General features: G+C 62.7%; 12 protein-coding genes. 8 read left to right on the top strand and 4 right to left on the bottom strand.

What is annotated here, in order from left to right:
- Window positions 1-16: 16 nt before the first annotated feature.
- The 4 genes from CSZ94_RS10315 to CSZ94_RS10330 all read right to left on the bottom strand — a co-directional run bounded on the left by CSZ94_RS10315 (window position 17) and on the right by CSZ94_RS10330 (window position 3,605).
- A complete protein-coding gene (locus CSZ94_RS10315; RefSeq protein ID WP_102121414.1) occupies window positions 17-757 on the bottom strand; it encodes an MgtC/SapB family protein in 741 nt (246 codons plus the stop codon).
- Window positions 758-1,006: a hypothetical protein gene (locus CSZ94_RS10320; RefSeq protein WP_071079957.1), complete on the bottom strand. Its 249-nt coding sequence runs from the start codon at window positions 1,004-1,006 to the stop codon at window positions 758-760.
- On the bottom strand, window positions 1,006-2,826 hold the full coding sequence (locus CSZ94_RS10325; protein ID WP_102121415.1) for an aminopeptidase P family protein: 1,821 nt from the start codon (window positions 2,824-2,826) through the stop codon (window positions 1,006-1,008). The genes CSZ94_RS10320 and CSZ94_RS10325 overlap by 1 nt, the downstream gene beginning before the upstream one ends.
- 80 nt (window positions 2,827-2,906) lie before the next feature.
- Window positions 2,907-3,605 (bottom strand): Crp/Fnr family transcriptional regulator, encoded by a 699-nt coding sequence (locus tag CSZ94_RS10330; protein ID WP_102121416.1) that lies wholly within the window; start codon window positions 3,603-3,605, stop codon window positions 2,907-2,909.
- A 152-nt stretch (window positions 3,606-3,757) separates the two neighbouring features.
- Between CSZ94_RS10330 and CSZ94_RS10335 the strand changes: the two genes are divergently transcribed.
- The 8 genes from CSZ94_RS10335 (at window position 3,758) to CSZ94_RS10370 (ending at window position 12,505) form a co-directional block, all read left to right on the top strand.
- Complete coding sequence (locus tag CSZ94_RS10335) at window positions 3,758-5,716, top strand: AMP-binding protein (RefSeq protein WP_374703573.1); 1,959 nt, start codon at window positions 3,758-3,760, stop codon at window positions 5,714-5,716.
- Between the two features lie 14 nt (window positions 5,717-5,730).
- Window positions 5,731-6,546 carry an ABC transporter ATP-binding protein gene (locus tag CSZ94_RS10340; RefSeq protein ID WP_257638169.1) on the top strand — a complete coding sequence of 272 codons (816 nt, stop codon included), beginning with the start codon at window positions 5,731-5,733 and terminating at the stop codon, window positions 6,544-6,546.
- 25 nt (window positions 6,547-6,571) lie between these two features.
- Window positions 6,572-7,468 (top strand): branched-chain amino acid ABC transporter permease, encoded by an 897-nt coding sequence (locus CSZ94_RS10345; protein ID WP_219725991.1) that lies wholly within the window; start codon window positions 6,572-6,574, stop codon window positions 7,466-7,468.
- A 63-nt stretch (window positions 7,469-7,531) separates the two neighbouring features.
- On the top strand, window positions 7,532-8,590 hold the full coding sequence (locus tag CSZ94_RS10350) for a branched-chain amino acid ABC transporter permease (protein WP_102121419.1): 1,059 nt from the start codon (window positions 7,532-7,534) through the stop codon (window positions 8,588-8,590).
- A 58-nt stretch (window positions 8,591-8,648) separates the two neighbouring features.
- Window positions 8,649-9,968, top strand: a complete 1,320-nt coding sequence (locus CSZ94_RS10355; RefSeq protein ID WP_102121420.1) for an ABC transporter substrate-binding protein — start codon at window positions 8,649-8,651, stop codon at window positions 9,966-9,968.
- Between the two features lie 63 nt (window positions 9,969-10,031).
- Window positions 10,032-10,877: an ABC transporter ATP-binding protein gene (locus CSZ94_RS10360; protein ID WP_102121421.1), complete on the top strand. Its 846-nt coding sequence runs from the start codon at window positions 10,032-10,034 to the stop codon at window positions 10,875-10,877.
- A 15-nt stretch (window positions 10,878-10,892) separates the two neighbouring features.
- Window positions 10,893-11,252 carry an MmcQ/YjbR family DNA-binding protein gene (locus CSZ94_RS10365; protein ID WP_102121422.1) on the top strand — a complete coding sequence of 120 codons (360 nt, stop codon included), beginning with the start codon at window positions 10,893-10,895 and terminating at the stop codon, window positions 11,250-11,252.
- Window positions 11,249-12,505 (top strand): phenylacetate--CoA ligase family protein, encoded by a 1,257-nt coding sequence (locus CSZ94_RS10370; protein WP_102121423.1) that lies wholly within the window; start codon window positions 11,249-11,251, stop codon window positions 12,503-12,505. The genes CSZ94_RS10365 and CSZ94_RS10370 overlap by 4 nt, the downstream gene beginning before the upstream one ends.
- Window positions 12,506-12,550: the final 45 nt, after the last annotated feature.

Raw genomic sequence — 12,550 nt, forward strand, 5'->3', positions numbered from 1 at the left:
CCTCTCAGCATCCAGATCAATTGCGGGCATGCGACAGCTGGAAGCCGGCGATGCCTTCGAAGGCGGCCAGTTCGGCCGACATGGCCGACAGGCTGGCGCCCGTGTTCTTGCCATGCGCGATGGCGACAAAGCGCCATTCCTGCATGCCGTCGGTGCTGCCGATGGTCAGCGAGCCGCCGGCGATGTCGTAGCCGCGCTTGGCGGCCATGCGCCGCAGCGCATCTTCGCGCGGCACAAACCCGTGCTTGAAGCGCATGGTGATGGCCACTGCGTGGCGCGACGGCAGCCAGTTCTCCAATTTTGACAGAAAAATCATCGCCATCGCGCACAGGAAGGCCAGGCCCATGGCCGACAGATAAAAGCCGATGCCGACCATGATGCCGATCACGGACGAAGCCCAGATCGAGGCAGCCGTCGTCAGGCCGCTGATATTGAAACCCTCGCGCATGATGACGCCGGCGCCCAGAAAGCCCACGCCCGTGACGATGCCCTGGATGACGCGCGTGGGGTCGCTGCCGACGATGGCGCCATGGCCGCCGTACCAGAACTCCGGATAGCCGCCCAGCACCGTCAGCGCGGCCGAGGCCATGCAGACCAGGCTGTAGGTGCGCATGCCCGCTGCGCGCCCGTGATACGAGCGTTCATAGCCCACCAGCAAGCCCAGCAGCAGCGCACCCAGCAAATTCAGCAGGATCACGCCATTCGTCGCCAGCTCGGCCGGCGACCAGTAGGCGCGCAGGAAGTCGATCGTCGGCATCTAGGGCTTTTTCGTCAGCTGCTTTTCAAACGCCACATCGAGCTTGCTGACGCGGCGCGCCTTTTGCGGTCCCAGGCCATTCACGAAGGCGACAAAAGCGTCCAGTTCCAGCGGTGGACACAGGGGCGGCAAGCCCGGGCCTTCGGTCAGGAAAAACAGTTCATCGCCCGTGCGCGCCATCGTGTAGAGGCGGTGGCCGGTGCGTTCCTTGAGCCGCTCGATGGCCGAGGTGGCGCGGGTCGAGCGCATCAGATGGCTCCCGTGCGCTGTTCCAGCCACGCAAGCGCGTCGCCCGCCAAGTGCGGCGCCAGGCGCGCGCGCACGGTGGCGTGGTAGTCGTTCAGCCAGGCCGCCTCGTCGTCGCGCAACAGCGACCGCTCGACGCAGCGCGTGTCGATCGGGCACAGGGTCAATGTTTCGAAACGGAGAAATTCACCGAACTGCGTTGTCCCCGCGGGAACCGCTGGTACATTCAGCACCAGGTTCTCGATGCGAATGCCCCACTGGCCGGGACGGTAGATGCCCGGTTCGATGGAAGTGATCATGCCTATCTCCATGGCTGTCTGCGGCTCCGGCATGGCGGACTGGGAAATCGATTGCGGGCCTTCATGGACGTTCAGGAAAAAGCCCACGCCGTGGCCCGTGCCGTGGCCAAAATCGATGCCCTCGGCCCACAGCGGTGCGCGGGCGATGGCATCTAACATGGGCGACTTCACGCCGCGCGGGAACTGCGCGCGCGACAGGGCGATTATGCTGCGCAAGACCAGGGTGAAATCGCGCTTGTGCTCAGCGGTGATCGTGCCAACGGGGACCACGCGCGTGATATCCGTGGTGCCGCCCAGGTACTGGCCGCCCGAATCGATCAGCAGCAAGCCGTCGCCTTCGATGGTCGCCTCGCTGCCCGCATTCGCGTGGTAATGCATGATGGCGCCGTGCGCGTTGAAGCCGGCGATGGTGCCGAAACTGGGGCTCACAAAATGCGCACGGCGCGCGCGGCATGCCGTCAGGTGTTCATCGACGCCGATTTCCGTCAAGGGCGCGCGCTGCGGGTCGGCCAGGGTGCTGTCGAGCCAGCTGAAAAATTCGCACAGGGCGGCGCCATCCTGCTCCATGGTAGCGCGCACGTGCGCCGCTTCGCTCGCCGTTTTGCGCGACTTGGCCAGGGTGGTCGGATTGATCGCTTCCACCACCGGCACCGATTCAGGCACGGCCTGGCGCGTGCCGAATGTGATGCGGCGCGGGTCCAGCAGCAAGGTGGCGCCGGCAGGCAGCTCCCCCAGCGCGGCCGCTGTACGCTCATACGCTGCCACGTCCACGCCTTGGCTCTCCAGCGTGGCGCGCAGGATAGCGGGCAGCTTGCCGTCGGCCACGAACAGGGTGGCGCGCTCCGGGCCCACCAGCGCATGCGCGAGGAAGACGGGGTTGTAGCTCACGTCGGCGCCGCGCACGTTGAACAGCCAGGCGATATCGTCGAGGGTGGAAATGACATGGTGGCTGGCGCCGTGCGCCGCCATGCCGGCGCGCAGGACCGCCAGTTTTTCAATGCGCGACAGGGCCGGATACGCCGCCGCATGTTCCACCACAGGTGCGGCCGGCATGGCGGGCCGCTGCGGCCACACGGCTTGCAGCAGGTCGGTATCGGTGCGCAAGGTCACCTGCGCGCCCAGCGCCTGCTGCAGCAGGCGCGCGTTGGACAGGCCCAGCACGGTGCCATCGACGGCCACCGTCTGCCCCGGCTGCATGGTCTCGCCCAGCCAGTCGATATACAGCACGCTGGCGCCGGACGGAATTTTTTTCAGGACGATGCCGCTGCCGGCCAGTTCCGTCTCCGCCTGCTCCCAGTAACGGCCATCGGTCCACACGCCGGCGAAATCCTGCGTCACGACCAGGGTGCCGACCGACCCCGTAAAGCCGGACAGCCACTCGCGGCCCTGCCAGCGCGCCGGCAGGTACTCGGACAGATGCGGGTCGGCCGAGGGCACGATGCAGGCGTCGATGTGCTGCGCGCGCATGGCGCTGCGCAGTTGCGACAAACGGGAGGCGGGATTGGATTGGTCAGGTGTCTGCATGGGGCCGAAAAAAGGGTGCCGGGAAGTGCCTATGATACCGCGATTAGGCCGGCGCTTGCAGGCTGTTCGGCGGCGCGGCCTCATTCTGCATCATCGGCCTCGTAGCGGCGCAAGCCTTCCAGGTCCAGCACGCGGATGCCGCCGTAATCGAGGCGCAGCAAGCCCTTTTTTTCCAGTACCTGCAGAGCCTGGTTGGCGCGCTGGCGCGAGGAGCCGGACAACAGGCCGATTTCTTCCTGCGACAGCTGCACCAGCGTCTCCACGCCCGGGTACAGGTGCGAATTGAACATTGAGGCCAGGCAGCGCGCCACGCGCGTGTTCAGGTCCAGCAGGCGCTCGTTTTCCACCATGCCGATGAACTGGCCCAGGCGCTCGTTGAGCTGCATCAGCAGGAAGCGCGTGAATGGCAGACTCGTTTCCAGCAGCCAGTGGAAGGTGGCGCCGGGCAGGCGCGCCACGCGCGTGTCGCGCAGGGCCATGGTGTCGTATTTGCGGATTTCGTTTTTCAGCAGCGAGCCTTCGCCAAACCAGCTGCCGGGCGGCACGCCGATGAAGGTCATGGCCTTGCCGGAAGCAGAAAAATTATTCATCTTGACCATGCCGCTGATGACGCCGATCCAGTTGTCCACCGGCTCGCCCTTGCGGCAGACAAAGCCGCCTTTCGGCACGAAGGTTTCAAACACGTCCGCCTCGACGCGGGCCATTTGCACGGGATCGAGCAGCTGCGCCCAGTTGGCCGCGCGCACGGCATCCTTCAGACTAATATCAGGGTAGGTCATTGTGCAATGCACCATCAAAAAGTGGGTAAATGTCCCCGAAAAGACAACTCGGTAAACTAACGCAAGCTACTATCATTGCACAAACGCCTTACACATAAAAACACAGAGCGCCATCCAACGAGGTGGAGCCTGAGACAAGCAACAGGGAGACACTGGTGCAAACGACTACCACAGCAGCGATACCGACTTTTCCGCGGCGCTTATTGCAACACGCGACAGTACGATCCGACAAGCCCGCATTTCGCGAAAAACACCTGGGCATCTGGCAAACCTGGTCCTGGCTGGAGGTCAACGACGAGGTGCGCGCCCTGGCCTGCGGTCTGGCTGCCATCGGCTTCCAGCGCGGCATGAATCTGGCCATCATTGGCGACAACCGTCCCCGCCTGTACTGGGCCATGCTGGCCGCGCAAAGCCTGGGCGGCGTACCCGTGCCTCTGTACCAGGATGCGCCGGCCGCCGACATGGCCTATGTGCTGCAGGATGCGGAAATCCGCTACGCCATCGTCGAAGACCAGGAGCAGGTCGACAAGCTGCTCGAACTCAAGGCCCTGTATCCGCACATCGTCCACATCGCCTATGACGATGAGCGGGGCATGCGCCACTACCGCCAGCCCGAGCTGATGTCCTTTGCCGCCCTGCAGGTGCTGGGCAGGGCCTATGACCGCGAACATCCAGGCTTTTTCGAAGCCGCAGTGGCAGCGGGCCAAGGTAGTGACTCCGCCGTGATCCTGTACACCTCCGGCACCACGGGTAAACCGAAGGGTGTATGCCAGACCCATACGGCGCTGCTGGCCGCAGGCGAAGGCGGCGTGGCCTTCGACAAGCTCACCGACAACGAAGACATTCTGTCCTATCTGCCCATGGCGTGGGTGGGCGACTGCCTGTTTTCGCTGGCGCAGGCCATGGTGGCCGGCTTCACCGTCAATTGCCCCGAATCGGGCGACACGGTGATGATCGACATGCGCGAAATCGGCCCCACCTGCTACTTTGCGCCGCCACGCGTGTTCGAGAACATGCTCACCAGCGTGATGATACGCATGGAGGACGCCAGCAGCATCAAGCGCCACATGTTCAGCCATTTCATGGACGTGGCCAAGCGCTGCGGCGCGCAAATTTTAGATGGCAAGCGCGTGTCGCTGGTGGACCGCCTCAGCTACAAATTGGGCGAGCTGCTCGTCTACGGCCCCCTGAAAAACGTGTTGGGGCTGACGCGCGTGCGCGTCGCCTACACGGCCGGCGCCGCCATCGGCCCCGACCTGCTCCGCTTCTACCGCTCCATCGGCGTCAACCTCAAGCAACTGTACGGCTCCACCGAAACCTGCGCCTATGTGTGTCTGCAACCGGACGGCAATATCAAGTTTGACAGTGTCGGCTTGCCCGCGCCGGGGGTAGAAGTGAAGTTGGCGCAAAACGGCGAAGTGCTGGTCAAGTCGCCGGCCACCATGAGCGGCTACTTCAAGCGTCCCGATGCCACCGCCGAAGTGATCGATGCCGATGGCTACTTTCATACGGGCGACGCCGGTGTGTTCGACAGCGAAGGCCATTTGAAAATCATCGACCGCGCGGCCGATGTCGGCAAGCTGACCTGCGGCGCCATCTTCGCGCCCAACTACATCGAAAACAAGCTCAAGTTCTTCCCCTTCATCAAGGAGGTGGTGGCCTTCGGCCATGCGCGCGACCAGGTGTGTGCCTTCATCAATATCGATATCGAAGCGGTGGGCAACTGGTCGGAGCGGCGCGGTATCGCGTATGCAGGCTACACCGACCTGGCGGCGCGCGCAGAGACCTATGGCCTGATCCGCGACTGCATCGAGCAGGTCAACGCTGAACTGGCGGCCGACCCTTTGATGGATCGCACGCAGGTGCACCGCTTCCTGGTACTGCACAAGGAACTCGACCCGGACGACGACGAGCTGACCCGCACGCGCAAGGTACGCCGCAAATTCATCGCCGAAAAATACGCGGTACTCATTTCCGCCCTGTATGAAGGCAAGACCTCGCAGTTCATTGAGACCCAGGTCAAATTCGAGGATGGCCGCAGCGGTTCGACCAGCGCCGACCTGCAGATCTGGACCAGCAAAACGTATCCGGCCCTGGGCCTGGCTGCATGATGGAGCACAGCACGATGCAAATGAATGAACCCGACGTCCACTTCGGCACGGCACGCAAGACCGGCCCCGTGATCCTCGACCTGAAAAACATCTCCCTGTCGTTCGGTGGCGTGAAAGCGCTGACCGACATTTCCTTCGACGTCAAACAGCACGAGATCCGCGCCATCATCGGCCCGAACGGCGCCGGCAAGAGCTCGATGCTGAACGTGATCAATGGCGTGTACCGTCCGCAGCAGGGCGAGATCATTTATCGGGGCGAACACCGGCGCGGCATGGACTGCTACCAGGCTGCCAAGTCCGGCATCGCCCGCACCTTCCAGAACATCGCCCTTTTTAAAGGCATGACGGTGCTCGATAACATCATGACGGGACGCAACCTGAAGATGAAGTCGAATTTTCTCTTGCAAGCCCTGTACTGGGGTCCGGCGCGGCGCGAGGAAATCGAGCACCGCAAGAAGGCCGAAGAGATCATCGACTTCCTGGAAATCCAGGCCATCCGCAAGACGCCCGTGGGGCGCCTGCCCTACGGCTTGCAAAAACGCGTGGAACTGGGACGCGCGCTGGTGGCCGAACCGGAAATTTTGCTGCTGGATGAACCGATGGCAGGCATGAACGTGGAAGAAAAGCAGGACATGTGTCGCTTTATCCTCGACGTCAACGACCAGCTGGGCACGACCATCGTGTTGATCGAGCACGACATGGGCGTGGTGATGGATATCTCCGACCGCGTGGTGGTGCTCGACTACGGCAAGAAGATCGGCGACGGCACGCCCGACGAGGTGCGCAGCAACCAGGATGTCATCAACGCGTATTTGGGTGTCGCGCACTAGCACCAGACAAGGGATAGCAATGAATATCAATTTTTTCTTTGAAGTGCTGATCGGTGGTCTGCTATCGGGCGTCATGTATGCGCTGGTGGCGATCGGTTTTGTCCTGATCTACAAGGCTTCCGGCGTGTTCAATTTTGCGCAGGGAGCGATGGTGTTTTTCGCCGCCCTCACCTGCGTCGGCATCATGGACAAATTCGGCCTGTCGCTGTGGCTGGCCATCCCGCTGACGATGCTCACCATGATCGTCCTGGGCATGGCGATTGAACGGGTGGTCTTGCGCCCGCTCGTCAACCAGCCGGAAATCACGCTGTTCATGGCCACCATCGGCCTGACCTTTTTCATCGAAGGCCTGGCGCAGTTGATGTGGGGCTCGCAAGTGCACAAGCTGGACCTGCCCATCGAAGACGTGCCGATGCAGTTTTTGATGGACCGCTTCGACATCAACATCTCGCAGTTCGACCTGATGGCAGCCGGCATCTGCGCGCTGCTGGTGACCTGCCTGGCGCTGCTGTTCTCGAAAACCAAGGTGGGCCGTGCCCTGCGCGCCGTCGCCGACGACCACCAGGCGGCGCTGGCCGTGGGCATCCCGCTGCAGCGCATCTGGGCCGTGGTGTGGGGCGTGGCGGGCCTGGTGGCCATGGTGGCCGGCTTGCTGTGGGGCGCCCGCAACGGCGTGCAGTTCGCCCTCACTTTCATCGCCCTCAAAGCCTTGCCGGTGCTGATACTCGGCGGCTTTACTTCGGTGCCCGGCGCCATCGTCGGTGGCCTGATCATCGGCGCCTCGGAAAAGCTGGCCGAAGTCTACCTGGGCCCCATGGTGGGCGGCGGCATCGAAGGCTGGTTCCCGTATGTGCTGGCCCTGCTGTTCCTGCTGGTGCGCCCGGAAGGCCTGTTCGGCGAGAAGATCATCCGGCGCATCTGACGCCGCACCGCCGCAGCATGCACACGACGCACAACGCTATCGCTCCATTGCAAAGGACACGCCATGATTTACCGTGAAGCAGGACAATTCAAGACCAGCTACCAGGCTGACAACCAGATTTTCCCGATCCGGCAGGACCGCCTGGCGCTGACGGCCACGCTCCTCGTCGCCGTCTTCCTCCTGCCGTATTTTGCCTCGCCCTACATATTGTCGGCGATCCTGATTCCCTTCCTGATCTTCGCGCTGGCAGCATTGGGCCTGAACATCCTGACCGGTTACGCAGGCCAGCTGTCGCTGGGCACGGCCGCCTTCATGGCCGTGGGCGCGTTCGCCTCGTATAACTTCATGGCCCGACTGCCGGGATTGCCGCTGCTGGTGTCGTTCATCCTGGGCGGCCTGTGCGCGGCCATGGTGGGCATCGCCTTCGGCCTGCCCTCCTTGCGCATCCGCGGCTTCTACCTGGCCGCCTCCACGCTGGCGACGCAGTTTTTTGTCGTCTGGTGCCTGACCAAGATCCCGTATCTGACCAACTACAGCTCCTCGGGTGTGATCACGGCGCAGAAAATGACCATCCTCGGCTACCAGTTCGACACGCCGCAAAGCAAATACCTTCTGGTGCTGGCCATCGTTGCCGGCATGGCGCTGCTGGCCAAGAACATGATCCGCTCCAACGTGGGCCGCTCGTGGATGGCCGTGCGCGACATGGACATGGCGGCCGAAGTGATCGGTTTTCGCCTGATGCGCACCAAGCTGCTGGCCTTCGCCGTCAGCTCGTTTTACTGCGGCGTAGCCGGCGCCCTGTATGCATATGCCTACCTGGGCACGGTGGAACCGGAAGCGTACAACCTGGACCTGTCCTTCCGCATCCTGTTCATGATCATCATCGGCGGCGTCGGTTCGATCTTGGGTTCCTTCCTCGGCGCGGCCTTCATCGTGCTGCTGCCCGTCTTCCTGAACACCATCGCGCATGGTCTGGCATTGCCGACCAGCGTGGCCTCGAACCTGGAACTGATGGTCTTCGGTGCGCTGATCATCTTCTTCCTGATCGTCGAGCCGCACGGCCTGGCCAGGCTGTGGCAGATCGCCAAGGAAAAGTTGAGACTCTGGCCCTTCCCCCATTAAGTTTTTGCAGTCGATGTCCGTTCACTTGAATACCAAATAAAACAAGAGGAGACACACAATGAAACACATCAAATCGCTCATGCTGGCCGCCGCCATCGCCAGTGCCGCACTGACCCTCGCCGGCCCCGCGCAGGCACAGGAGAAGGAACAGTACATCGCCCTGCCGTCCTACCGCGTCGGACCGTATGCGGCCGGCGGCTCCGGTTTCTACGGCGGCATCATCGACTACTTCAACCTGGTCAACCAGGCCGGCGGCGTCAATGGCGTCAAGATCAGCTGGGAAGAATGCGAAACCGAATACAACCCGTCGCGCGGCGTCGAATGCTATGAACGCCTGAAAACCAAGCAGGGCGGCGCCACCCTGGTCGAAACCCTCTCCACGGGTGTCGCCTACGGCATTCTGGACCGCGTGGCACAGGACAAGATCCCCATGACGATGATCGGCTACGGCCGCTCGGATGCTGCCAACGGCAAGGTCTTCCCATATGTCTATCCACTGATCTCCAGCTACTGGAGCCAGGCCGCCGCCATGATCAAATACCTGGGCGACAAAGACGGCGGTATGGACAAGCTGAAAGGCAAAAAGATCGTCCACCTGTACCACGATTCGGCCTTCGGCAAGGAGCCGCTGCCCGTGCTCGAAGCGCTGTCGAAACAGTACGGCTTTGAACTGGTGAAAATTCCCGTCGCGCCGCCTGGCAGCGAACAGCAATCGCAATGGCTGCAAATCCGCCAGGCCAAGCCGGACCACGTGATCCTGTGGGGCTGGGGCGTGATGAACTCTGTTGCCATCAAGACGGCGCAGCGCAACGGCTTCCCGCGCGAAAAAATGCTGGGCGTCTGGTGGGCCGGCTCCGAGGAAGACATGATTCCATCGGGCGACGCGGCCAAGGGCTACACGGCGATGACGTTTAATACGCCGGGCAACTACCCCGTGCTCGACGACATCCGCAAGAAACTCTACGCGTCCGGCAAGGGCAACCTGTCCGACCAGTCGCGCATCGGCTCCGTCTACCACATGCGCGGCGTGACGGCCGGCATTCTGTGGGTGGAAGCAATCCGCGTAGCGCAGGAAAAATTCGGCAAGGGCAAACCGATCACGGGCGAGCAGATGCGCTGGGGCCTGGAAAACCTGAACGTCGACGATGCGCGCCAGAAGGCCGTGGGCGCGCTGGGCATGTTCCCGACCGTAAAAACCAGCTGCGACGACCACGAAGGCTCGGGCGCCGTGAAAGTGCAGCAGTGGGATGGCAAGAAATGGACCGCCATCACGCCGAAATGGATCGTCGGCGACAAGGCCCTGGTGCGCAAGCTGGTCGAGGAATCGTCAGGCAAGTACGCCGACGAAAAGAAGATCACGCCGGCGTGCATGAAATAAGCAACTAGAACCGGACCGGCGCCAGCGCGCCGGTCCCGTGTTTAACATTTTATAGAAGCAGCCATGACCCACACTGCCACGCAATCCCCGATCCAGCCGGACGCGCCGCCGCCCTACCTGTCGGTGAACAATATCGAAGTCATCTACGACCACGTGATCCTGGTCCTCAAAGGCGTGTCGCTGCAAGTCCCGCAGGGCAAGATCGTGGCGCTATTGGGCGCCAACGGCGCTGGCAAGTCGACCACCCTGAAAACCATCTCGACCCTGCTGCGCGGCGAACGGGGCGACGTCACCAAGGGCGAAGTCCAGTTCAAAGGTGAGCGCGTGGATCAATTGACGCCGAATGAACTGGTCAAGCGGGGCCTGTCGCAAGTGATGGAAGGCCGCCACTGTTTCGGCCACCTCACCATCGAGGAAAACCTCTTGACGGGCGCCTACACGCGCAGCCTGTCGCGCAGCGAGCTGAAAGACGCGCTGGAGAAGGTGTATCACTACTTTCCTCGCCTGAAAACGCGGCGCGGCAGCCAGGCCGGCTATACCTCGGGCGGCGAACAGCAGATGTGCGCCATCGGCCGCGCGCTGATGGCCAAGCCGTCGATGATTTTACTCGACGAACCCTCGATGGGCATCGCGCCGCAGATCGTCGAAGAGATCTTCGGCATCGTCAAGGACTTGAATCACAAGGAAAACGTGTCTTTCCTGCTGGCCGAACAGAACACCAACGTGGCGCTGCGCTACGCCGATTTCGGCTACATCCTGGAAAACGGCCGCGTCGTGATGGAAGGGAAAGCCCAGGAACTGGCCAGCAACGAAGACGTCAAAGAGTTTTATCTGGGCGTCTCCAGCGCCGGGCGCAAGAGCTTCCGCGATATGAAGTTCTACCGCCGCCGCAAGCGCTGGCTGGCCTGACGCAGGAAGCGAGTCATGGACCTGGAACGGGCGAAGCAAGTGTGCCGCGGCTTTCCCGGCGCGACAGAAGACGTCAAATGGAGCAACGTGCTGGCGTTTTGCGTCGGCGGCAAGATGTTCGCCCTGTGCGGCGCGGAAGCGCACAGCACGCGCGGCATGAGCTTCAAGGTCGATGCGGAACGCTTCCTGGAATTGACGGACCGCCCCGGCTTCCGCCCGGCGCCCTACCTGGCGCGGGCCAGGTGGGTGCTGGTCGCCAGCCCCGACGCACTCGACGACGGGGCAATGGCGGCCCTGCTGCGCCGCTCATACAGCCTGATTTTTGCGGGACTGACGAAAAAAATGCAACGTGACATTGGAGAATCTGCAACATGACCGATACGCTCGATAGTCTGGAAGCACGCGCCCCCGAAGCGCGCGAACGCGAATTGATGGCCGGCCTGCCGCAACTGATCGCGCGCGCGCAGGCAGCACCGGGCTGGGCCCGCATCCTCGAGGGCGTCAACGCGGCCGACATCACCAGCCGCGCTGCGCTGGCGCAGCTGCCCGTGACACGCAAGTCCGACCTCAAGCAATTGCAGCACGCGCAACTGCCGTTCGGCGGCTTCAACACGACGCCGAAAAACGCCCTGTCGCGTGTGTTCGTCTCGCCTGGCCCCATCTTCGATCCGGAAGGCCGCGGCCCTGACTGGTGGCGCTTCGCGCGGCCCATGTATGCAGCCGGCGTACGCGCCGGCGGCTTGCTGCAAAACTGCTTTTCGTATCACTTCACGCCGGCCGCCTTCATGGTCGAAGGGGGCGCCGCCCGCATCGGCTGCACCGTCATCCCGGCCGGCATCGGCCAGACGGAAATGCAGGTGCAAGCGATGGCCGACCTCAAGCCGGACACGTATATCGGCACGCCGTCGTTCCTGAAATTGATTATCGAGAAGGCGCGCGAAATGGGCGCAGACATCAGCAGCGTCACCAAGGCCGTGATGGGCGCCGAAGCCTTGCCCGAATCCTTGCGCAGCTGGTTTGCCGAAAACGGTGTGCCGCACGTATTCCAGACTTATGCTTCGGCCGATATCGGCAGCATCGCCTATGAAACGGCCAGCAATGGCAAACTCAATCCGGGCATGGTGGTTGACGAAAACGTGCTGCTGGAAATCGTCCATCCGGGCAGCGGCATTCCCGTCGCGCCGGGCGAAGTGGGCGAAGTCGTCGTGACCGTCTTCAATGCCGACTACCCGCTGATCCGCTTTGCCACGGGCGATTTATCGGCCGTGCTGATGGACGCGCCGGATTCGCCGTGCGGGCGCACGAATACGCGCATCCGCGGCTGGATGGGACGCGCCGACCAGACCACCAAGGTGCGCGCCATGTTCGTGCATCCGTCGCAGGTGCATGACATCGCGCGCCGCCATCCGCAAATCAAAAAGGCGCGGCTGGTGGTATCGGGACGCATGGCCAACGACGAGATGGCCTTGCATTGCGAAGTCGACGATCCGCTTGACACCAGCGGCACCGAGGCCATCATTGGCTCGATCCGCGAACTGACCAAGCTGCGTGGCGACGTGGTGCTGGTGGCCGTGGGCAGTCTGGCGCAGGACGGCAAGGTCATCGACGACATGCGCGATTACAAATAAGGCCGATTTGCGGGATAATACCGGCATTGACCATCAGCCCCATTC

The sequence above is a fragment of the Janthinobacterium sp. ROICE36 genome, from assembly GCF_002869965.1.
Taxonomy (GTDB): Bacteria; Pseudomonadota; Gammaproteobacteria; order Burkholderiales; family Burkholderiaceae_D; genus Janthinobacterium.